At 35.3% G+C, this 23,498-nt stretch carries 22 protein-coding genes and 1 other annotated feature; of the genes, 2 read left to right on the top strand and 20 right to left on the bottom strand.

The window, feature by feature from the left end; genetic code table 11:
* Positions 1–32 precede the first annotated feature (32 nt).
* From frr to JZO69_RS15830, 5 genes are all read right to left on the bottom strand, one after another.
* The gene (frr, locus tag JZO69_RS15850; protein ID WP_207113794.1) at positions 33–590 is read right to left on the bottom strand and encodes a ribosome recycling factor; all 558 of its coding nucleotides are present in this window, start codon (positions 588–590) and stop codon (positions 33–35) included.
* Between the two features lie 3 nt (positions 591–593).
* Entirely contained in the window at positions 594–1,316 is a 723-nt protein-coding gene (gene pyrH, locus JZO69_RS15845) for a UMP kinase (RefSeq protein ID WP_207113793.1), read from the bottom strand.
* A gap of 136 nt (positions 1,317–1,452) precedes the next feature.
* Positions 1,453–2,334, bottom strand: coding sequence for a translation elongation factor Ts (gene tsf / locus JZO69_RS15840; protein WP_207113792.1), 882 nt, complete (start codon positions 2,332–2,334; stop codon positions 1,453–1,455).
* 469 nt (positions 2,335–2,803) lie between these two features.
* On the bottom strand, positions 2,804–3,592 hold the full coding sequence (gene rpsB, locus JZO69_RS15835; protein ID WP_207113791.1) for a 30S ribosomal protein S2: 789 nt from the start codon (positions 3,590–3,592) through the stop codon (positions 2,804–2,806).
* 451 nt (positions 3,593–4,043) lie between these two features.
* A complete protein-coding gene (locus JZO69_RS15830) occupies positions 4,044–4,811 on the bottom strand; it encodes a TrmH family RNA methyltransferase (protein ID WP_207113790.1) in 768 nt (255 codons plus the stop codon).
* 118 nt (positions 4,812–4,929) lie between these two features.
* Between JZO69_RS15830 and JZO69_RS15825 the strand changes: the two genes are divergently transcribed.
* Positions 4,930–5,205: an acylphosphatase gene (locus JZO69_RS15825; RefSeq protein WP_207113789.1), complete on the top strand. Its 276-nt coding sequence runs from the start codon at positions 4,930–4,932 to the stop codon at positions 5,203–5,205.
* Positions 5,206–5,325: 120 nt separating this feature from the next.
* Positions 5,326–6,255, top strand: coding sequence for a membrane protein insertase YidC (gene yidC, locus JZO69_RS15820; RefSeq protein WP_207113788.1), 930 nt, complete (start codon positions 5,326–5,328; stop codon positions 6,253–6,255).
* 50 nt (positions 6,256–6,305) lie between these two features.
* Here the strand turns inward: yidC and JZO69_RS15815 are convergent, their stop codons facing one another.
* The 15 genes from JZO69_RS15815 to JZO69_RS15745 all read right to left on the bottom strand — a co-directional run bounded on the left by JZO69_RS15815 (position 6,306) and on the right by JZO69_RS15745 (position 23,359).
* Complete coding sequence (locus JZO69_RS15815; RefSeq protein WP_207113787.1) at positions 6,306–6,878, bottom strand: TetR/AcrR family transcriptional regulator; 573 nt, start codon at positions 6,876–6,878, stop codon at positions 6,306–6,308.
* Positions 6,879–6,940: 62 nt separating this feature from the next.
* Positions 6,941–7,747, bottom strand: coding sequence for a tryptophan-rich sensory protein (locus JZO69_RS15810; RefSeq protein ID WP_207113786.1), 807 nt, complete (start codon positions 7,745–7,747; stop codon positions 6,941–6,943).
* Between the two features lie 15 nt (positions 7,748–7,762).
* A complete protein-coding gene (locus tag JZO69_RS15805) occupies positions 7,763–8,536 on the bottom strand; it encodes a DUF1295 domain-containing protein (RefSeq protein WP_207113785.1) in 774 nt (257 codons plus the stop codon).
* The gene (locus tag JZO69_RS15800) at positions 8,533–10,356 is read right to left on the bottom strand and encodes a DegV family protein (protein WP_207113784.1); all 1,824 of its coding nucleotides are present in this window, start codon (positions 10,354–10,356) and stop codon (positions 8,533–8,535) included. The genes JZO69_RS15805 and JZO69_RS15800 overlap by 4 nt, the downstream gene beginning before the upstream one ends.
* Positions 10,357–10,363: 7 nt before the next feature.
* Positions 10,364–10,768: a DUF2177 family protein gene (locus tag JZO69_RS15795; RefSeq protein ID WP_207113783.1), complete on the bottom strand. Its 405-nt coding sequence runs from the start codon at positions 10,766–10,768 to the stop codon at positions 10,364–10,366.
* Positions 10,769–10,950: 182 nt separating this feature from the next.
* Positions 10,951–13,032 carry a glycine--tRNA ligase subunit beta gene (gene glyS, locus JZO69_RS15790; RefSeq protein ID WP_207113782.1) on the bottom strand — a complete coding sequence of 694 codons (2,082 nt, stop codon included), beginning with the start codon at positions 13,030–13,032 and terminating at the stop codon, positions 10,951–10,953.
* 1 nt (position 13,033) lies between these two features.
* The gene (gene glyQ / locus JZO69_RS15785) at positions 13,034–13,942 is read right to left on the bottom strand and encodes a glycine--tRNA ligase subunit alpha (protein ID WP_207113781.1); all 909 of its coding nucleotides are present in this window, start codon (positions 13,940–13,942) and stop codon (positions 13,034–13,036) included.
* A gap of 141 nt (positions 13,943–14,083) precedes the next feature.
* The gene (locus tag JZO69_RS15780) at positions 14,084–14,326 is read right to left on the bottom strand and encodes a hypothetical protein (protein ID WP_207113780.1); all 243 of its coding nucleotides are present in this window, start codon (positions 14,324–14,326) and stop codon (positions 14,084–14,086) included.
* A 70-nt stretch (positions 14,327–14,396) separates the two neighbouring features.
* Positions 14,397–14,567 (bottom strand) — a binding site (T-box leader).
* Between the two features lie 61 nt (positions 14,568–14,628).
* Positions 14,629–15,435: a DNA repair protein RecO gene (gene recO / locus JZO69_RS15775; protein ID WP_207113779.1), complete on the bottom strand. Its 807-nt coding sequence runs from the start codon at positions 15,433–15,435 to the stop codon at positions 14,629–14,631.
* Positions 15,436–15,528: 93 nt separating this feature from the next.
* Positions 15,529–16,431 (bottom strand): GTPase Era, encoded by a 903-nt coding sequence (era, locus tag JZO69_RS15770; RefSeq protein ID WP_207113778.1) that lies wholly within the window; start codon positions 16,429–16,431, stop codon positions 15,529–15,531.
* A 12-nt stretch (positions 16,432–16,443) separates the two neighbouring features.
* Positions 16,444–16,845, bottom strand: coding sequence for a diacylglycerol kinase family protein (locus JZO69_RS15765; RefSeq protein ID WP_207113795.1), 402 nt, complete (start codon positions 16,843–16,845; stop codon positions 16,444–16,446).
* Positions 16,829–17,305: an rRNA maturation RNase YbeY gene (ybeY, locus tag JZO69_RS15760; RefSeq protein ID WP_207113777.1), complete on the bottom strand. Its 477-nt coding sequence runs from the start codon at positions 17,303–17,305 to the stop codon at positions 16,829–16,831. Before ybeY ends, JZO69_RS15765 begins: the two co-directional genes overlap by 17 nt.
* Positions 17,305–19,503 (bottom strand): HD family phosphohydrolase, encoded by a 2,199-nt coding sequence (locus JZO69_RS15755; protein ID WP_207113776.1) that lies wholly within the window; start codon positions 19,501–19,503, stop codon positions 17,305–17,307. The genes ybeY and JZO69_RS15755 overlap by 1 nt, the downstream gene beginning before the upstream one ends.
* A gap of 32 nt (positions 19,504–19,535) precedes the next feature.
* On the bottom strand, positions 19,536–20,504 hold the full coding sequence (locus tag JZO69_RS15750) for a PhoH family protein (RefSeq protein WP_010772667.1): 969 nt from the start codon (positions 20,502–20,504) through the stop codon (positions 19,536–19,538).
* 362 nt (positions 20,505–20,866) lie between these two features.
* On the bottom strand, positions 20,867–23,359 hold the full coding sequence (locus JZO69_RS15745; protein ID WP_207113775.1) for a hypothetical protein: 2,493 nt from the start codon (positions 23,357–23,359) through the stop codon (positions 20,867–20,869).
* Between the last annotated feature and the right edge of the window lie 139 nt (positions 23,360–23,498).

Here is a 23,498-nt window from a genome sequence, read left to right as displayed (position 1 = left end):
TAAGGTTTCTTATTGTTTTTATAATTAGTACATTAAACTTCTAAAAGTTCTTTTTCTTTATCAGCTGTAATAGCATCAATACTTTTCACGCTATCATCAGTTAATTTTTGTGCTTCTTTTTCTAAATTACGTAACTCATCTTCAGTGATATCGTTGCTTTTTTGTTGTTTCTTCAATTCGTCAATTGCATCACGACGGATATTACGAACAGCAATTTTTGCATTTTCAGCTGCTTTTTTTACGTCTTTTGCTAATTCTTTACGACGTTCTTCAGTCAATTGTGGAATCACTAAACGAATCACTGTACCATCATTTGTTGGGCTAATTCCGATATCGCTAGCTTGAATTGCTTTTTCGATATCTTCAAGTGAGTTTTTGTCAAATGGTGTAATCATTAAAACACGCGCTTCTGGAATATTGATTCCAGCAAGTTGGTTAACTGGTGTAAGCGCTCCGTAATAATCTACTTGGATTCGATCTAACAGACTCGCATTGGCGCGTCCTGCACGGATTTGACCAAGTTCACGTTGTAAACTTTGTTCTGCTTTGCTCATTTTTTCTTTTGCTGTTGCTAATACAGTTCCACTCATTTTTTATTTCCCCCTTACGGTTGTTCCAATATTTTCACCAAGACATGCACGGCGAATATTGCCTTTTTCATTTAAATTGAACACTACTAATGGAATATCATTATCCATACTTAGTGAGCTTGCTGTTGAATCCATTACTTGCAATCCTTTTGAAATCACATCTAAATGTGTCAATTCTTCAAATTTAACGGCATTTGCATCTAGTTTAGGATCAGCAGAGTATACACCATCGACATTGTTTTTAGCCATTAAAATCACATCTGCATCAATTTCTGCTGCACGCAATGCTGCAGTTGTATCAGTTGAGAAATACGGATTTCCTGTTCCACCTGCAAAGATCACAATACGACCTTTTTCTAGATGACGCTCCGCACGACGACGGATATATGGTTCTGCAATTTGACGCATTTCAATAGATGTTTGAACGCGTGTTGGAACACCTAGATTTTCTAATGTATCTTGTAATGCTAATGCATTCATTACAGTTGCAAGCATTCCCATGTAATCAGCTTGTGCGCGTTCCATACCCATTTGAGCACCGATTTGTCCACGCCAGATATTTCCACCACCGACTACGATGGCCATTTCGATTCCTAATTCATGAACTTCTTTGATTTCTTCTACAATCTCTTTGATTGTTGGAGGCTTAATTCCAAAACCTTCTTCTCCGGCCAAAGCTTCACCACTTAACTTTAATACAACACGTTGATATTTAGGTTTTACCATTTTTTGATTTCCCTCCACCATTTGTCTAAGAACATTTTAACATACTCTAGGCATTCTGCCAGTTTATTTCTTTTCATTTGCCTAAAAAAAGGGAGCGCATCTCAATGCGTTCCCAACTGTTACATAGGTAACAGATTTATTTTTTGATTTGGCTCATTACTTCATCTGCAAAGTTATCTTCACGTTTTTCGATTCCTTCGCCAACTTCAAAGCGGATGAATGATTTAACTGTTGCGCCTTTAGATGCAACATATTTTTCAACAGTCATGTCAGGATCTTTAACGAATGGTTGGTCCACTAATGAAATTTCAGCTTTAAATTTATTTAGACGTCCAACAACCATTTTATCAACGATATTTGCTGGTTTGCCTTCATTTAATGCTTGCTCAGAAAGAATTGCTTTTTCGTGTTCTAATTCTTCTTGAGGAATTTGTGATTCGTTTACATAACGAGGATTGATTGCTGCTACGTGCATTGCAACGTCTTTTGCAACTTCTTCGTCAGTTGTTCCTTCTAATACAGTCAATACAGCAATACGTCCGCCCATGTGCAAATAAGCACCAAATGCAGCATTGTCATCTTTTTCTACTAATTCAAAACGACGGAAGCTGATTTTTTCACCAATAACAGTTGTCGCTTCGATCAATTCAGTTTCTAAAGTACCTTTATCTGTTTTAAGAGCTAAAGCTTCTTCCATGTTTGCTGGTTTGTTTGTAGCAATCTCAGTAGCGATTTTTTTAACTAAATCTTGGAACATTTCGTTTTTAGAAACGAAGTCAGTTTCTGAGTTTACTTCAACGATTGCTGCAAAGTTACCATTTGAAGCAACGTTTGCTAAACCTTCAGCAGCTACACGGTCATTTTTCTTAGCTGCTTTAGCCATACCTTTTTCACGTAGGTAATCAACAGCTGCTTCCATGTTACCTTCTACTTCTACTAATGCTCTTTTTGCATCCATCATACCGACACCAGTCATGTCGCGTAGTTCTTTAACTAATTTTGCTGAAATATCTGCCATTTTTTTGTTCCTCCTAAGTTTTAAAAGCTGAATGAGATCGATTAAACTCGACTAAAAATAGGGAAATATGAATGCGATACTTTTTGGTCGCAGACAGATTTCATCTTTTTTCTGTGAGTCTAGCTCATGAAGCTAGATAATTTTAAAAGCGTAGCAGGCTCATTCTGCCTTGACTGAAAAATAGGAAAACATGAGTGTGGTGCTTTTTGCCACAATCAGGTTTTATCTTTTTTCCGAAAGGCTAGCCTGCGAAGCTAGATAATTTTAAAAGCGTAATGGGCTCGTCCAACTTCGACTGAAAAATAGGGAAATATATTTGTGACGCTTTTTGTCACAGGTATATTTTATCTTTTTTCCGAGAAGCTAGCCCACGAAGCTAGATAATTTTAAAATTCGTTTTAAAAAAGCTATCTCAAAGGAGAATCAGGCTTTTTTCGCCTAGCCTTCGAGACAGCTCCGTCATTTTAAATTATTCTGCTGAACCGTTGCTGCCTTCTACAACATCAACGATTTCTTCGATTGAAGTTGCAGCTTCTGGTGCTTCTTCAACAAAGATTTCTTCTACAGCTTGATCTTCACCTTGGTTTCCTTCGATGAAAGCGTCAGCCATTTTAGCAGTGATCAATTTAACCGCACGAATCGCATCATCATTTGATGGGATTACTACATCGATTTCATCTGGATCACAGTTTGTATCAACCATCGCAACGATTGGAATGTTCAATTTTTGAGCTTCTTGAACAGCAATACGTTCTTTACGAGGATCAACGATATACATTACATCTGGAATTCTAGGCATATCTTGGATTCCGCCTAAGAATTTTTCAAGACGTTCACGTTGTTTGTTTAAACCAACAACTTCTTTTTTAGGAAGAACTTCGAATGTTCCGTCTTCTTCCATTTTATTGATATCTTTCAAACGTTTGATACGTTTTTGGATAGTATCCCAGTTAGTTAATGTTCCACCTAACCAACGGTGGTTTACAAAGTATTGACCTGAACGAATTGCTTCGTCTTTGATCGCTTCTTGTGCTTGTTTTTTAGTTCCTACGAATAATGCAACGCCGCCGTCTTCAGCAACATTTTTCATGTAATCGTAAGCAGCATCTACTAATTTAACTGTTTTTTGTAAGTCAATGATGTAGATTCCGTTTCTTTCTGTGAAGATGTATTTCTTCATTTTTGGGTTCCAGCGACGAGTTTGGTGTCCAAAGTGTACGCCGGCTTCTAGTAATTGTTTCATAGAAATTACTGCCATGGGTTGTTTCCTCCAATTTGGTTTTTATTTGTTCCCTCTCCAGTTCTCATTTTTATAAGAAACTACTGAAAGTAGCACCATCTTATAAATCAAATCTGGATGTGGATTTGGTGTCTTAACACCGTTATCTAGTATAACTTATCCTATTTTAAATTTCAACAAAAATATTTAATTTCGTTGAATCAAGTATCAGATGATGTATTCATTTATTGATTTTAGCTTAAAATAACACAGTCATTCAATGTCTGAGCTTATCTGTAATTGTCTCAATTATTAATACCTATTGTTCAATTGAATACTTTATCCAGTATTTTTAGCTCTAGTAATTTTTGAAATACAATCCAATTTGGTGCTACCTTCAATGATCCCACCCCTAGAACAACGCTTCACTTAATAGGCACTTAATCTTATTTTATTTTTTAAAATATCTTTTTTAAAAGAAACATATTTTTTAATTATACAAATAATACATTAGTATTCCAGCAGCAACAGCAACATTTAAAGATTCCGCCTGCCCTTTTATCGGAATATAAATATTTTTGGTTGTTTTTTTTAACAATTCTACTGAAACGCCTTGTCCTTCGTTTCCCATGATAAGACCAAAATCTTCAGTTTTAGGGATATTATTGTAACTCACAGCTTCCTCATTTAATTCTGTTCCGTAAATAGGGACATTCGCCGTAATAAAGCGATTAACGATTGGCGAAAGCTCTGCTTGGATAATTGGAAGATGATAATTGCTTCCTTGCATTGCCCTTAAAACTTTGGTGCTATACACATCTGCTGTTCCTTCACCTATTACCACACCTGAAAAACCAGCTGCATCCGCAGTCCGAATCATTGTCCCCACGTTTCCCGGGTCTTGAACGTTATCTAAAAGTAACCAACCACCTGAAAATTGCATATTTTTCTCATAGTCAGGCATCCCAACGATTGCGATGACTCCTTGTGGTGTTGGTAATTCTGACAACGATGCCAACACTTCATCAGAGACGTAGATCAATCGTTCATCCGGCTGTTCTGCCAGCCAAGTAGACCATTCTCGTTTCCCACGTTGATTAAACAGAATCCATTTGATTTCTGCATTTGCCTTAGCTGCTTCTTCAATTAAATGAAATCCTTCAATAATATACTGTTGTTGTTCTTCTCTATGCTTCTTTTTACTTAATTTTTTAAATTCTTTGACCATTGTATTTTTGGTTGATAAAATTTCTTTCATATTTACACCTCACTTAGTTATTATACCATGATTTTTTTCGATCAAACAGTCACTACTTTACTTGCCAGATGAACAAAATATCGCTATCATTAATTTAATTAAAAGCGAGGTGGCAACGATGAGAAAAGTTCGTATGAATGTTCAAGGTAGAGTTCAAGGCGTTGGTTTTCGATATATGACAAAAATGGTTGCAGATGAATTGGGCATTAGCGGTACTGTTCGAAATGAAGATGACGGCTCTGTTTCGATTGAATCTATTGGAAATGACGAAGCAATGAAGCAATTTATCCAAAAGGTGAAAGATTCCCCTAGCCCAGCAGGACGTGTGACTTATGTGGATCTTCAAGACGATCCTTTAATAGAAGAATACACTAGCTTTAAAGTTACTAATTGATTGAATCACGAAGAATCTCACTCATACTTGAGGCGGATTCTTCTGAATTTTTATTGAAAAAAAACGCTTTTTCAAGTATAGTTAATCTTGTGCAAATTTTTTAGAAAAGGGAAGAATATAATGAGAAAATTAAATAAGTGGCTACTAGGTTCTGCTCTATTCACTTTGGCGCTTTTTTTATCTGGATGTGTCAAAACAGGATCTGACGGTCAACCGACAGGTGAAGGAATCATCTATAACGTTTTAGTTAAACCAATGAGCAGTGCTATTACATACCTTGTTGATAATTTCGATTGGAATTATGGCTGGGCAATTATTTTTATCACAGTGATTGTTAGAATCATCATTATGCCATTGGGATTAAGTCAATCGAAAAAAAGTATGGTTCAAACAGAAAAAATGCAAGCTATTAAGCCTCAAATCGATGCTGCTCAAGCAAAATTAAAAGAAGCAACCTCTCGTGAAGAGCAAATGCAAGCTCAAGCTGAATTGCAACAAGTCTACAAAGAAAACAATATGAGTATGATGGGCGGTATCGGTTGTCTACCATTGCTGATCCAAATGCCAATTTTCTCTGCCTTGTTCTTTGCTGCTCGTTATACAAAAGGAATTGGTGATGCTAGTTTCTTCGGCGTTAATCTTGGACAACCAAGTATTGTATTTGTCGTTTTAGCTGGTGTAGCTTATTTAATTCAAGGATATATTTCTACTATCGGTATACCAGAAGAGCAAAAGAAAACAATGAAATCAATGTTGATCGTCTCTCCTTTAATGATCGTATTTATGTCAATTAGTTCTCCTGCCGGAGTAACTTTGTACTGGGTCGTTGGAGGTATCTTCACTTGTATTCAAACGTTTATTACAAATATTTTATTAAAACCAAGAATCAAAGCTCAAGTTGCTGAAGAATTAAAACAAAATCCACCGAAACAAGTGGTTACGCCTCGTAAAGATGTAACCCCCGTAGAAGAAAAAACAATACAAAAAAGCAAGTCACAAAACAACGTTTCCAGCAAAGGACGAAATGCAGGAAAACAAAATAGAAATTAAACAGTAAAAAAAGAACCAACGCAATGTGTTAACTGCGATTGGTTCTTTTTTTATTGTTCATTCTCTGAAATACCGTAAACAAATAAATCAACAACTTGATTGATGGACAAAGCTGATTCTCTTTGCTCCGTCTTGATATACGGAGATAATGTATTAAGGAAATGCGTCGTTGCGATTTCAGGCGATAATCCAGTGCGAATCAAAAAATCACTTTCTTCAAAAAGCCTCAACAACGGAGCTTTGTATGATTTATTCCAAAGCATAAATAACTTAAGTTGCGTCTCTTTTGTTAACTTCGTTTGAAAATCATGCATCATTAAGTCAAAATCAAACGGATGCTTTGTCTTTAAACACTCTGCAAATGCTTGTAGTTTACTGATCGTATCAAGCGTGTGGTCATCAACAATAGTCAATAATGCTTCGTTCACATCACTTAATAAATTTTCGATGACTCCAACATAGACCTCTTCTTTATTTTTGAAGTGATGGTACAAATTAGGTTGGGTCACCTCAGCTAACTTGGCAATTTGTCTCGTTGAAGTACTCTGGTATCCATTATCCATAAATAATCGTGTTGCTATTTGAATAATTCTCGCTCTTGTATTTTTCGTATCTTTGTCCATTACATAGCCACCTATAGTAGATTTCTATACCATTTTAACAGAAGCAAACAAAGAAACATATACTATAGAACCTTCTTTTTATTTTTCAATTGAAAATAGAACTCATATACACAAACGATTGCTATAATCACCAAGCAAATAATAACCGTTGTAATGATCATTGGATACTCATTGTTCCAGCCATCTGCCGCTTGATGTTTTAATAAAATACCATAATATGCCCATAAGGTTGCTAAACCATATGCTACATCACGATTACGAATAATCGTAGTACTAATTATAAGCATACCGATAATTAAAATAATGATCGTCCACAAAACTTGATTGTTTTGAAAAAGTCCGATTTGTTTATCAACTAAAAATGCTGTGATATTGGCAATCGTAGCAATTGTGATCCAGCCAAAATAGATACTAAAAGGTAGTCTAATAAAAATATAGTCTGGATTGCTCAATGCTGCTTTCTCTAATAAAAGATTGACATAAATCAATACAGCTAGTAAACCTAACATGATAATTACTGACAAATTAATATGAAGATACTGCCACGCAACTAACCATACACTATTCAGTATAGAAGAAATGATAAACCACGTTCTTAATTTCCCACTCAATTTCTGATCAGACAAAATAGATCGGCTACTGGGCTTTCTCCATTGATAAATAACGAATCCAGCTAATAACAAATAAATTACGGACCAAATCGCAAAAGTTAAACCAGCAGGTGCAAATAAGTTGGGATATGAATCAGATACTTCTTGTGTTGTCATTCCATTCAATGGCAACAAAACAGCTGCTGCATTTGTGCAAAGCATGATAATGTAGATAATTGTTACCGACCATTTCATAATAGTTGACTCACTTTTGTTCATTTTAATTCCTCCTTTTCATAAACCTTTTTTACCAATAAATGGCACAAATTTTGGTGTTTTCTTTGCATACGCGATAAAATCAGAACGGTCTTTATACTTTTTCTCAAGCAACGGAACGCCTGAAACAAATAAAAGTAATAATGTAATCGTAATTGGTCCGATAATCCCCCAGATATTCCTTACCTCATTCAAACTTATAAGAAAAATCCCCCACCAACTAAGAGCTTCACCAAAATAATTTGGATGCCTTGTTATTGACCACAATCCGCTCGTCAAAAGTTTTCCATGATTACGGCTATCCTTTTTAAATTGAGTCAACTCATAATCACCGATCGTTTCAAAACTAAAGCCAATTAGCCAAACGATGATTCCTAATCCATTCCACCAATAAAAAGTGTTTACTGAACTTGTCATGGTAAAAAGAATCGGCATTGAAACAACTAATAAAAGCACACCTTGTAAGACAAACACATTTAAATAAGCTTTTAATTTCGCCAAATGTTTACCCCAGCGTTTTCTCATGTTTACATAACGGTAGTCCTCTGGTTTCCCAATATTTCTTTTAGCTAAATGTAAAAATAGCCGAATTCCCCAAACAGCGACTAATCCTAAGATAATCATACTAACTACTGTTTTGTTCGGCATACTCAAATATCCCGTTACACCAACTATTACAAAACCAAGACCCCAAGCTAAATCAACAATAGAATTGTTATGAAGAGCTTGGGCTAAAAAGAACAACAAAGTGAAGTAAATAAAAACAACACCACTGATTATCCAAATCGTCATACTATCCTCTCACCTTCCTCAAATTCTACAGCTATAGCGACACAACCTTGACCTGCACTCAATGCAACAACAGTGGAGATACCCATAATATAACTGGGTTGAAATCCAAGTTCTGCTACTAACTTATCTCTCCACGCTAAAGCTCGTGTTTGTGAATTGGCATGTATCACTGTGTAGCGTGTTATTTTCTTTTTCTTGTGCATTTTCTTTAATTGACGAATGATTTTCCTTTCATTGCTGCTTAAACTAAATGTAAAATCACTTAATTTCCCTTCTCCGTTCTTCCCTAAACTAACGATCGGTTTCAAATTTATCTTTTTTGCTATTCTACCAGCAAATTGAGGAATTCTTCCTGACACAATCATTGGTTCTAAATCATCGACACTAACCAATATTTTAAGGTGCTTTCGCTTATTTTTTGTTCGTTTGACCACTTCATCCAAAGGTAACCCCGACTGAATCCATTCATTTGCACTCATCACTAGTAATCCTTGTGCTGCAGAGTTTTGTTTAGAGTCTATCACTTCGATCTTAGTTGATGAAGAAGCCATTCGCTTAGCTGCTTCACTTACCGTGTGAAAGGTTCCGCTTAAACTTCCAGACACTGTAATAACTAAAATCGCTTCATATTTTGTTTCTAAAAAAGAAAAAAGATTCTCCACAGTTTTGATTCCCGGCTGAGAGCTAGTCATTACTTCATTTGAGTTCCGATTCATTTCAAACAATTGCTCACTTTGGATCGTTACTTTATCGATATAACTAGCATTGCCGATCAAAATATTCATTGGCAGCACATGAATTTGATTTTCCAATAAATAATCTGCAGGTAAATCAGCTATCGAATCCGTTACTAACGCTATCGGAGCCTTTTTATGTTTACTGACACGATATTGTAATAACATATCATCTGCTTTTTGCTGAATGGGTTGTCCAAGGGTACTTAAATAGCTCAAGACTTGATCTGGTTGATTAGAATGAATATGAATTTTAGCTTTTCCTCGATTGGTGGCGACAATTAGTGAATCACCATATGCTCTTAATTTTTCTTGGATTTCATCTTTTGATTGAGTTACATGATCCAATAAAATTTCTGTACAATATCTATATGTTGGCTCGACTGAATTCGTATGCAGTGATTCAGAAATATCTATTTTTACTGATTCGTTGGAATTTGTGAATGGTTTGGTAACTTCTTCTTCGGTTATAAACGCTTGAGTAAATCCCTCAATAAACGAATAAAACCCTTTTGCTCCAGCATCCACTACTTGATTTTTTTGTAAGATCTTTAATTGCTTTGTTGTGTTCTCTACTGCTTGTTTTGCTTCTATTAGAGCTTTCGGTAAAACTTTTTCTAGACCAGATGAATGGTTGCTTTGATTAAGTGCTTTTGCCCATGCTCGTATAACGGTGATGATTGTTCCTTCTACAGGATTTTCAATTGCTTGGTAAGCTTCGTTGAGTGCGGCGTTCGCACTTTTTACAAAACTATGGACAGAACTGTTCTCCTCCAAACGCAATAGATTATTGTATATCCCGTTAAAATACTGAGCAAAAATAATTCCTGAATTTCCTCTTGCGCCTACTAATGAAGCTTCCGCAATTTTTCCAAAGACATCAATGACTGAGGTTGCTTCATCTCTAGTCTCTTCAATAATGGTTTGCATTAGTGAAGCTAAATTACTTCCTGTATCTCCATCCGAAACGGGGAAAACATTAATTTGATTCAATTCCTGTTTCTCGTTTATTAGCTGAATAGCTCCTTGTTGGACTGCAAATAATAACTTTTTATGATCGATAGTTTGATCATTACGTTTGTCCATAATTCGTTTACCTCCAATTAAAATATTGGGCTACAACATACGTAATTCCACAAGTCGCAGATGTTACAAACGCTCCCCAGAGCAAGTCAATACTTGTCACTAAATACGGCCAACCTTTAATCGTCGCAAGGTTAGTCAGATCATAAGTTCCATAACATAGCAGTCCTAAAAGAGCCCCAGCTAACAAAGCATACATCAAACTATTATTTTCAAGAGCAGGATAAACAACAAAAAATAATAGACCACACAGGTATAAAACATAAAAAAGTGCTGCTGGAAATAATTTTGTTTGCCCTAAAAGTCCACCTAAATATTCTTGATAGATTTTTTTGGCGAGCAACAACAACCAAATAAAATCAAGTGATAGAAAGGAAATTGCAGCAATGCCAAAAAGTTTTATGAAATTATTCATTTTTACCTCCTTATATAATAAAAACATGATTTAGAAAACTTATCGATCGATAAGTTTATCGTATCACGTTAAATTTATATATGAAAATATTTTGCTTAGATCCAATTAATTTTTTAAACTACAAAAAAAACAGATGAGCATCTATTTTCATGATAGATCCTCACCTGTTTTCTATTGTATTATTATTTTACGATCAATAAATCTAGACTAGCTAACGACAATGACATTTTAGCGATTCGGTTGAGTTCATTCAAACGATTTGCCTTAACTTTCTCATCTTCTACCATGACCATTGTTTCATCAAAATACTGTTCGATCAATGGACGTAAATTTACTAAAGCCTGGTAGTTTTCAGACATTGTATTTTCCTTAAATTTGCCTTCGATTTCATTTACTGCTTGATGCAACGCATTTTCAGCATCATTTTCAAATAAAGCTGTATCAACCTTACTTTCTTGATTTAACAATTCTCGTCCCTTTTTAGCTAAGTTGATCACCCGCGTCAATGCTTCCATTGAAGGTCTAAAATCATTATCCAATAGATGTTTTTTTAGAATCGTTGCTGATGAAAATAGTTTAGCTAAATCTTTTTGCTCAGCTGAAATAACTGCATCAATCACATCGTGCCTGACATCTTTTGTTGTTAATAGCTGACGTAAACGAGCTTTCACAAAATCGATTACTTCTTCTTGTCCGCTTGTCAATTGAATCCCATATTTTTGACTGTCTGCATTCACTGCCGCATCAATATCCATTTGTAACTGAGCTAATGGGAACTGCCAGCCTTTGTTTTCAACGATGCGAATCACACCATATGTTTGACGGCGTAATGCATACGGATCATTGGAACCACTGGGGATCATGCCAACTGCAAAGAATGAAAATACACTATCTAATTTATCTGCAATCGCCAAAACGGATCCAATCGCAGAAACAGGTAATTCACCTTCACTTGAAGTCGGTAAATAATGTTCTTTGATTGCTTGTGCTACAGTTGGTTTTTCACCTTGAAGAAGAGCATATTTTTCGCCCATGATTCCTTGTAATTCAGGAAACTCACCAACCATATTTGTTACTAAATCAAACTTGTAAATTTCAGAAGCACGTTTCAAATCTGTCATTTCAGCTTCTGATAATCCAACTTCTTTTCCAATGATCTGTCCAATAATGCCTACACGCTGCATTTTTTCGTAAATCGTACCGATTTTTTCATGGAAAGTTACATTTTTAAGTTTATTGACACATTCTTCTATCGATAATTTTTTATCTTCACTGTAGAAAAATTCCGCATCTTCTAAACGAGCGATCAAGACTTTTTCATTACCTTTGATTACATTTTCAATATGGACACTATCGCCATTTCTTACAGAAATAAAATGGGGTAATAATAATCCTTGATCATTACGGACATCAAAGTAACGTTGATGTTCCTTCATCGAAGTAACTAATACCTCATCCGGAACAGATAAATATTTCTCGTCAAAAGCACCCACAAAAGCCGTTGGATACTCAACTAAATTATTCACTTCTTCTAATAATTTTTCATCTAAATCCAATTTCCAATTATTTTTCCCAGCTAATTGATTCGCTTGATCAACGATCATTGATTTTCTTTCATTAGGATCAACAATAACAAATTGTTCTTTCATTTTTTCTTCGTACTCTTTTGAATGATCAACTGTTACATCATCACCTAAAAAACGATGTCCACGAGAACTTTTTCCTGTTGTTACATCTAATACAGAAAATGGAATCACTTCGTCATCTAATAGAGCAACGATCCAATGAATCGGACGGATATACTCGAAATCATAATCTGCCCAGTGCATTGTAACTGGGAAGGTCAAACTTGTAATTACTTCTTTCAAACCAGTCAATACATCAATGGTTTTTTGACCTTGATTATGTTTAGTTACATAAACATATTCCACACCATTTAATTCTTTAAAGGTAATGGCGTCAGTAGTCACACCTTGTCCTCTAACAAATCCTTCCGCAGCTTTGCTCCAATTTCCTTGATCGTCTTGAGCAATCTTTTTAGCAGGTCCTTTGACTTCTTCTTGTGTATCTTCTTGTTGTTCTGGCAATTGAGTTACACGAACAGCCAAACGGCGAGGTGTTGAAAAGCTTTGAACGGTTTCATAATTTAAATTGTTTTCATCTAAAAATTTGATTACTTTTTGCTCTAATTGTAAACGACTTGGGCTGACAATATGAGCGGGCATTTCTTCTAATCCGATTTCAAGTAATAGATCTTTCGCCATGTTATTTTGCCTCCTTAGTCATTTTATTTTCTTTATTTAATAGTGGGAATCCTAGTTTTTCACGTTCTGCTACAAAAATCTTCGCCACAGCTTTTGCCATATTTCGGATTCGAGCTAAATAGCCAGCACGCTCGGTTGCAGATACTGCACCACGAGCATCCAATAAATTAAATGTATGACTACATTTCAAAATATAATCATAGGCTGGATGCACTAAGCTTTCATCAATACAACGTTTTGCTTCTTTTTCAAATTTATCAAAATTTTCTAATAGCATCTCTTGATTACTGACTTCAAATGAATACTTTGAATGCTCATATTCCGGCTGATTGAAGATTTCTCCATATTTCACACCTTCAGTCCACTCTAAATCATAAACACTTTCTACTTCTTGAATGTAAGAAGCAAGTCGTTCAAGTCCGTAAGTAATTTCTGATGTAACCGGGTGACAAGCGAGTCCACCTACTTGCTGGAAATACGTAAACTGAGTGATTTCCATTCCATCTAGCCATACTTCCCAGCCTAAACCGGCACAACCCATAGAAGGATTTTCCCAGTTATCCTCAACAAAACGAATATCATGAGCTAACGGATCGATTCCTAATAGTTCTAAACTTTCTAAATATAATTCCTGAATATTATCAGGAGAAGGCTTCATAACTACTTGGAATTGATGATGTTGATATAAACGATTTGGATTCTCACCATAACGTCCATCTGCTGGTCTTCTTGAAGGTTCAACATATGCTGCGTTCCAAGGCTCAGGTCCAATTGCTCGTAAAAAGGTATAAGGACTCATCGTTCCAGCCCCTTTTTCAGTATCATAAGCTTGCATCAACATACAACCATTTGATGACCAAAATTTTTGTAACGTTAAAATCATTTCTTGCACAGTAAGTTTCTTTTCCATTGTGATCCTCCTAAATTTAAAAACTGAATAGACGTATTACGCCTTGACTGAAAGCAGAAAAAACATTTAAAATGACGCATTTAGCTACATTAGATTTGTACCTTTTTCAGTAGACTATTTATTGAATTGAATCGAGTTTGGTTAAATCGCTGTAACAACTGGATAAAATTCAATTATTTCATCAGGAACAACAGTAACTTCTACTTTCATAGTCGAACTTAATTCCGTATTGATTTTATAGATTTTTTCGCTAGGATCCGTTTCAAACTCTTCGATTTTGGTGCCGTCAGACTCTTTTACCTGGACGAGCAGTTTAACTAAAGATAAAACGTTTAGCTTATTTTCCGAAAAATCAGTAGGTAAAAATGTTGCATTGAATTGCATGCTTGTACCTCCTTTTGAAGATTAAAAATAGTAATTAAAAAAAACAAAAAATCCCTATGCCTCTGAGAGACATAGGGACGAATAATAATCGCGGTTCCACCCTACTTCCGATATCAACTATCGGCAGCTTCGTTTAATCATACTCAAAAGCGCCTTTCAAAAGTTGCTTGTATCTGGCTCACACTTCCCCAGATTCGCTAAAACAGCAATTCTTTTTACTCTTCTTTTTCAACGTATGTATTTAATTACTTTCTATCATAAGCGTTGATAGATAAGTTGTCAAATCATTTTTCAAAAACTCGTTAAGATATGGTTTTATCATCATCCGTTTTTTGTTCACGCTTCGGTAATTTCAAGGTATCTTCCCAGCTTTTCATCTGATCGATAAACTTTTTGCTCTTTAGATGAATACCGACATACTCATCGTACAGTTCATCAATAGTTTGTCTAATCGCTGTTTTTGTCTCAGCTTTAACGTTGATATCTTGTACCTTGTCATAAGAAACCGTAGAAAAAAGCCGAATGAAATGCATGGCTCTCGGATCAGCATGATAACGATGCTGGTCAAGATGCCAATGACGTTCACAAAGAACACCACTGTATTTTGAAGAGTAATCAAACTTTCCTCGTGTCTCTTGACACGCCACGCAATGTGTCCATTCGGGTGAAATTCCAAAACGACTCAACAATTGAATCTCAAAAATATTCGTGATTATTTCCGCATCTTTATTTTCATTCAATAAACGCAATGCTTGTTGAACAAAATGGTACAAGTTAGGATCATATGTCCGATCCTCGATTGCAGCATCAACTAGATTCAAAATATATGTCGCATAAGCATTTATAAAAATATCTTCTTGAATCATTCGAAACGGATATACTTCTTTGCTTCCATTTAAAAAAGATAACCCATCTTCTCGAAAATCTCCGATAAATACAGCTTCTGTAAAAGGCAAAATAGCAGGGCTGATCGGATTATTTTTACGATGTGCTCCTTTGACAAAAAACATCAATTTACCAAAAGATTCTGTAAAAATCTTGACTAGTTTATCTTTTTCTTTGTAGTCTTTGGTAAATAAAATAATTCCTTTTGTTTCCCCTAAAGTCATGATTTCGCCTCCTGTGTATTCTCATCTATTTTAGCAGATATACAAGTAAAAGAACAATCCTGCAATCATACAGAATTGTTCTTAAATGTCTTATTAATAGTCGTCTTTACGATAACCGAAGTCTTGTAAATGAACTTTTTTATCCCGCCAGTCTTTTTGAACTTTTACCCAAAGTTCTAAGTAAACTTTATCATCTAATAAATGTTCAATATCTTGTCTGGCTTTAGTTCCGATCTGCTTCAGCATCTTACCACCTTTACCGATGATAATTCCTTTTTGGCTATCACGTTCAACAATAATCGTTGCTTGAATACGTATTTTTTCATTTTCATCACGTTTCATCGAGTCAACAACCACTGCAACTGAATGAGGAATTTCATCTCTAGTAAGTAATAGTACTTTTTCACGAACTAATTCAGAAACAATAAAATACTCTGGGTGATCAGTTACTTGATCATCCGGGAAATATTGCGGACCTTCTGGCATTTGATCGACTAAAACATCCATCAAACGATCCACATTATTTCCTTCTGTCGCTGAAATCGGCACAACTTCTGCAAATTCCATCTGACTTGAATAATCTTCAATAATTCCCAAAAGTTGATCTGGGTGAACTGTATCGATTTTATTAATAACTAGGTAAACAGGACTATTCATTGTTTTAAGGCGTTCAATGATAAAATCATCACCTCTACCTCTTTTTTGGTCAGCGCTAATCATGAATAATGTCGCATCGACTTCACGTAAAGCACTATAAGCCGTTTCCACCATAAAATCACCCAAACGATGTTTTGGTTTATGGATTCCAGGTGTATCAATAAAAACAATTTGTGCTTCTGGAACTGTATAAATTCCTTGTATTTTATTTCTAGTCGTTTGTGCTTTGTCACTCATGATCGCAATTTTTTGCCCGACAATTCGATTTAACAACGTAGATTTGCCGACATTCGGCCTTCCTACAATTGCTACAAATCCGGATTTATGTGTTTCTGTCATTATTTTTCTCCTCTATAAAAAACCTTTTAATATTTGCCAAATTTTAGGGACAAACAACAATAGTCCAACAATCACAGCAAAGCCTGTCGTTAATAATACTGCGCCTGCCGCCATGTCTTTGATTTTTTTGCCGATGGGATGAAAATGAAAATCCGTCACCATATCTACAACATTTTCAAAAACCGTATTGATAATTTCTATTACTAATACAAGAAAAATAACTAATAACAGCCACAGCCATTCTGAGATAGCTAACTGGAAAACAAAGCCCATGATTATTGCTATGATCCCCATAAAAACATGTGTCCGCATATTTCGCTCTTCTTTAAATACAGTACGTATTCCTTGAAGAGCAAATTCTAGCGATGTTATAAAATGTTTGTTTTTCTGTGTCCGTTTATCTTTTGAGTCCATAGGCATCTAAAATCTCTTTCTGTAAACCAAACATTTCTTTTTCATCAGCTGGCTCCATATGATCGTAACCATTTAAATGTAAAAAGCCATGTACTGCCAAAAAGCCAAGTTCACGTTCAAAGGAATGACCGTATTCTATCGCTTGCTCTGCCGCTCTTTCAGTTGATATCATAATATCACCTAAGTTTCTAGGGAAAAGCTCTGCCTCATCTTCAAAGATGATCGGCATCTCTTCTTCCCCTTCTTCTTCTAAAGCAAAACTAATGACATCAGTCGGCGCATCTTTTCCTCGGTAATCTCTATTGATTACTTGAATGCCTGAATTATCCATAAAGGATACAGACATTTCAGTGTCTTCAGGTATTTTCAGATAGTCAGCTGCGAATTGCAGTAAATTTTCTACTTCTTCTAAGTTGTCTTTTGATAAACGATTCGTTTCATCAATGAAAGTTATGTCCACTAGTCATCTCTCTTTTCTTGTTCATCTTTCATTCTTTCAGCTTCTGATTTCATTTTTGGATACTTGATTCTTGAATGGAACGTGCTGCATAATCCATTGATAAGCGACTTTTCAACCATTCGAATTTCTTTCATGGTTAAACCGCAGTCATCCAATTGTCCGTCGGAAATCCGATCTTGAATGACATTATGAACAAATGCTTGGATCTTGTCATTAGTTGGATGGTCCATTGCCCGAACGGCTGCTTCACAAGTATCTGCAATACTAACGATTCCGGCTTCTCGTGTTTGAGGTTTAGGTCCTGGATAACGAAAATCTGATTCAGAGATATCTGGATTTCGTTCTTTGGCTTTGACATAGAAAAACTTCATCAATGTCGTTCCATGATGCTGACGACAGATATCGATCACCATCTCAGGCATATGATACTCTTCTAAGATTTTAGCTCCGTCAATAACGTGTCCAAAAATAATTTGTTTACTATCTTCTGGTAATAAGAAGTTATGCGGATTTTCTGCACCCGCAGGTAAGTTTTCAACAAAGAAATTAGCATGTTTGATTTTACCAATATCATGATAATAACAGGCAACTCGCGTCAATAAAGAGCGGCCCCCAATTTCAGCTACTGCATTGGCACTCAAACTTGCAACCATCATGCTGTGATGATACGTACCAGGCGCTTCTTCTAATAATTGTTTCAGTAGCGGATGATTCGGATTGCTTAGCTCATTCAAAATGATTACACTATCATCTGTCACTAGCAGTTCAATGTATGGATGAAGTCCCATTGTAGCTAAGAAAGACAACACCGTTCCTGCCAGTGCACAAATCATCATCGTCCATGATTTCCCATCAAAGAAACTCATTCCTTGATAGATCATTAAAATAAAATCTAAACAAACAGGAAAAATAATGACCCAAAATACGGCTACCAATCCTTGTTCACCAATTCGTGTTCGCTTAACCACTGTAGCAAGTAGACCTGAAAACATATAGCTTACTATGATGATCGTCAACGAGTTAGTTCCAATTGAATTATAAAATATAAACAATGAGAATATCACTTGAAAAACGGCTGCCAACACTCCCGCTCTTCTACTTACAAAATAATTTAAGACAAGCGGTGTAAATGCTGCTGGGAAAAACAATGAAATATACATCATTTGCTCAGTTTGAAAAATTTGGAAAAACTTCATCAATACAACACTTAAGGACATTGCACCTACATAAAATAATACAAAGTGGCGACGTTTGCCCTCTTCTGTTACTTGTTTAGTGAAGAATAAAAGAACAAATACTTGTAACACAATAGCCAAGGCTAAAGCAACCATCGGAAATAGTGATGTGCTTTGATTAGTCATGCCTAAAAGTTCTAGCTTTTCCATCGCTTTACTATCGATTTGAGTTCCTTCACGAACAATAATTTCTCCTTGATAGATCATTGCCGGAGGAATTGCATCCATCGCGTTCTGACGTAATTCTTTTGTTTTCTTATCATTTGCAAAATCATTCGCTACAATCCCTTGATTTACGATATAACGTATTTCTTGTTGCATCGTACTCGTCACATCAAGAAACTGGATTCTTTCAATCGCGTTTTGGCGAATATTATCTAAATCCGCTTCACGAACATGATCTTTCATTTTTTCATCAACGATTTTTAAGCTTTCAGTTTTTACTTGCTGAATCTGATCTTCATCTAATGAAAATATGTTTTGATAAAATACATTCGGAAACTTTTGATAAAAAGCAACCTCATCTTGATCTAGGGACTCAAATTGAGCTTTTAAGCTCGCGACTCTTTCTTCGATCGTCGGTTTTGGGATTGTTTCGTCTTTTTTTGCTTTTGCTTTTTTATCTTGGTACTCTTTATCCGTTTTTTCATTCGCTGTAGTAATCAGCTTGAATAATTTTTCGATTCGTTTATGCTGAACATCTGCTGTATCTTCTTGATATATATATTCTGGAGTAACAGCTTCAGCGGCTAATTTTCTTTTCTGCGCAGTTTCATACGTATTCTCAACGTTTTTATTTGCTCGAATAGTATTTTCAGCAAGTTGTCCTTCTTTTATCTCTACTTTTTTCTGATGAACACTGCCGAACATAATGATAAATAAAAAGCTTGAAAAAACGATTAAAAGTATTGGTATATATGCTTTTCCCAATTTATCACGCAATTTTAATAACGAGTATTTCAACGGAATTTTCACTCCTTTCCGCAAGTGTAGAACTATTTTTGACTTTCATTTTCATAGGCTCGAATAATCTGAGCAACTACCGGATGTCTTACAACATCTCCAGCATCAAAATGAACAAACGCAATCTTATCGATTGATTGTAAGGTTTTTTCCGCATGAATCAATCCACTCACAACACCCTTAGGCAAATCGATTTGACTTGTATCGCCATTGACAATCATTCGTGAGTTAAAACCAAGTCTTGTCAAAAACATTTTCATTTGAGCAACGGTCGTATTTTGTGCTTCATCCAAAATGACAAAAGCATCATCTAATGTTCGACCTCTCATGTATGCTAATGGCGCAATTTCGATCACACCGCGTTCCATTAATCGATTCGTATGATCCATTCCAAACACTTGGTATAAGGCATCGTAAACTGGACGAAGGTACGGATCAACTTTTTCTTTTAAATCACCAGGTAAAAAACCCAAGCTTTCACCCGCTTCAACAGCAGGGCGCGTTAATATAATTTTTTGGACCTCTCCTTTTTTTAATGCTGACACAGCCATAACGACTGCTAAAAACGTCTTACCTGTTCCAGCAGGACCGACCCCGAAAATAATATCACGTTTTCTTACTGCATCTATATATTTTTTTTGACCCCTATTTTTGATCCTAATTGCTCTACCATGGTGATCCTTTAAAATCTCTTCTTCATACATTGCAACAAATGTATCTAATTCCCCGCTCTTCGCCATTTTCAAAGCAGAAACAACATCTGGCGTGCTGATTTTAATCCCACGTTGAATCAAAACTTGCAAAGTTCTTAGAACAGAAGCAACCAATTGTACTTCTGATTCCTCCCCTAACAATTGAATCATTTCTCCTCGTGTGTTGATCGTTACGGTTGTATTTTCTTCTAAATATTTTATATGTTTATCATGGGTTCCTAGAAGCATACTCACATCATCAGAATCATTTAACTTTAATTCCAAAGATATTGACTGATTTTCTGTCAAAAAACGCCCATCTCCTTTATTTTTTCATTCTTTACAATCATACCATATTATTTATTGATTAAAAAGAAGTAGGTCAAGATAAAAAACTTTGCGAAGGATGTATTCGCTATGGTTAGACTATTAGTCTTCGGTCTAATTCAAAGTCTCATGTAAAATCCTGTTTCAACTCTATTCAACACATTATTCTCGAATAAATGGAGTGCGTAGAGTCTCTATTGCGAAATAAGCCGGCATTCACAAAAAATTGAAGAACAATTTCGTGAATGCCGGCTTATCTCTAGAGACTAGAATACGTCTGAATCAGTTTCTTGCTTTATCATCGATCTAGTAAGGTTTCTTAATATCTTCTTAATTCTTTATCTTTATGGCGCGTTTTCAAGGGTAAATTCTAATGTCGCTTGATAGTCACCATTCCGGGTAATCGCTAATTTCGATTGATCTAATTCTAATAACATCCCCGTGTCCGCTGACCAACTCTTTGTTGTTTCATTAGGTAAATCACTGGTACTCTTTAAAATAGGATAATTTTCACTATTTATAATAACCGGCTCACTTGTAGTCGTATCTTTAAAAATTAGAATATCTTTTAATACACGCTTTTGACCATTTTCTTCAAAAGAAAAATCATCTTTAATTCGCATTGAAAGTTGCCAGTCTGATCGAACAGTATTATTTCTTTGATCTTCGACTGTTACTTTCCATTGATTATTTCTTCTAGCAATTATTTGTTTTTTCTTTGATTGTTTCGGTACATTTTCAAATTCTAACAAATTGGGAATAGTGAGAGATAAATTCCCGCTAGGTATATAGTTTACTTTGACTGAGAGTGTTTCAGATAAACTTCCGCTGGAGACTTTGATTTTATAACTCTTTTCCTCAAGTTTAGTACTATCCCAAGCATCTAACAATTCAACGGTATAAATATCTTTTACATCTTTACCATCAATCTGAACATCTTTCACCCATTTTTTTATCTTCTCAGCAGTTGGCTGATTATCACCTAAATAATTAGTTTGATTAATAGCTGTTGCACTTAATACTGAATAAAATGTAGTATTCAGTTTCCCATAAGCAGTGTCATTATCACCTAATCCTGGATACTTCGTGTTAAGCTCAGACTTTGATTTAAATTTCACTTTAAAGGACTTTGATCCGGAGGTACTACTATCATACTCCTCTATAGTCGTATCAAACTTGCTTGAGTCGATGGCTTCTAACTTTGTATCCTCATCATAGACATAAACCTTATTGTCAAATAGCTTAGCTGATGGTGCTACTGTATTTACTGGCTGATTCTCCCAAGTAACATCTTCAGCAACTAATTTATATTTAGGTTTTCTGTAATAATATTTAACTGTTTGAGCAGAGGTTTTAAAAATCCCATCAATTGGAGTCGTCGTAATTTTTGTTCCATCTAAGGTAGCGTAATCTAAAACATAACCATCTGAGTATGATTTTAGTTGGGTAGACCAAGAACGACCTAAACTAGTAGCCGAAATATCAAATGACTCATCTTTTGTCTGATCTTTATAATACTCTACGGTTACTGGTTTGGGTTCTCCAGTGTTCTCAGTACTTAATCCACTACTAGCAATTGGTCCTGTTTCCAACCATAGAGATTTTATTTCTGCCCAACCAACTTTTTCTTTAGGTAATTTTAACCGCAAACTAACAGTAGCTAATCCAGTTGTATCTCCAATCTCCCTTTCAACATAAATATCTTTCCATTTTTGGTTATCTGATATACCCTTTTGGACAGTCCCTCCATTTCCAGAGAAATATTTCCAGTTGTGTATTCGAGCTTCAACTTCTTCAGCATTAGCTCCATTTCCAGGCAAACGATAAGACATACCAAATCTTAAAAATGTCTTCGGTTCTACTGCTACATTTTGCGCGAGTACAACGCCTAGATCACTTTTATTCATTGCATTTTCTGTATTATAATCAAAATATAAAGTTTTGTTATTTTCATCATACTTTGGACTAGTTAATTCCCCTAAATTATCATTATGGGTAGGATTATTGACAGTATATTTTTTTTTTAACACATTTTTAAAATCCCATTCGTTAATATTATTATTCAGCTCTATGGGTATAGCCTCCCATTTTTGCGTGGTATCAGAAGCCTGAGGTGCTGGACCAATAGGACTTGCTCCTGCTGAAAACCCCCAAGGACCAATAAACATATACCATCCTGGAATATTCGTCGTATTATTGCCATAATAAAAGTAAGGGTTATTCAGTAAAATTTTACTAGAGCTCAGATTACTGTACATTCTCGCATTATAATCCAATTTCGTTTCAGAAGTGATAGTCATCACATCAGATATGAACCCATGCAATAGTTCCCCTGTATTAGCTGTCGTCTCCTTGCCTATCCCACTATAAGCTGGTGGTTCAACATAACCTGCTGGCACAGAAACCACTCTAAAACGAAAGGCTAAATTATCCTCTTTTCCACCTTTTTCCTTAATTAGTTTTACTAATGTTTCCGGCAATACAATTTGACCATTCGAATCTGTTTTCATAGTACTTTCGTTATTAAAAGTTGTCCATGTCCCGTTACTCATCTTGCTTTGCAATATAACCCCAACATCTTCCAAAGGTTTTCCATAATTGTCTGTTTCAGTTAACGTTATTGCAATCTCATTTTCTGTTGTATTCCTACTGTCTATGTTTTGATTTTTTTGTTGTTTAGAATCCCTTATGTATTGAGTATTCTTTTCTGAAACAGTTGTCTCCTGATTAACAGATCCTGATGCTGCTATTCTTGTGATTGTCCTATTCAAAATCATACCGAATATTAAAAACATGCCAAACACTACAAAAAACTTAACAAATATTTTTCTTCTCATTTTTTCCTCCAAATAAAAAAATTAACGAAATAATTATAACATTTATTTCATAAAAATACCATTTATTTTTTATTATTATTTAATTCCATCTTCTGAAGATCACATTAGACGACACTTCAACAAGAGAGAGAATAAGAAA

Origin of the sequence: Candidatus Enterococcus ikei (assembly GCF_017316105.1) — a bacterium.
Lineage (GTDB): Bacteria > Bacillota > Bacilli > Lactobacillales > Enterococcaceae > Enterococcus_L > Enterococcus_L ikei.
This window is presented reverse-complemented; position numbering and strand designations above follow the sequence as displayed.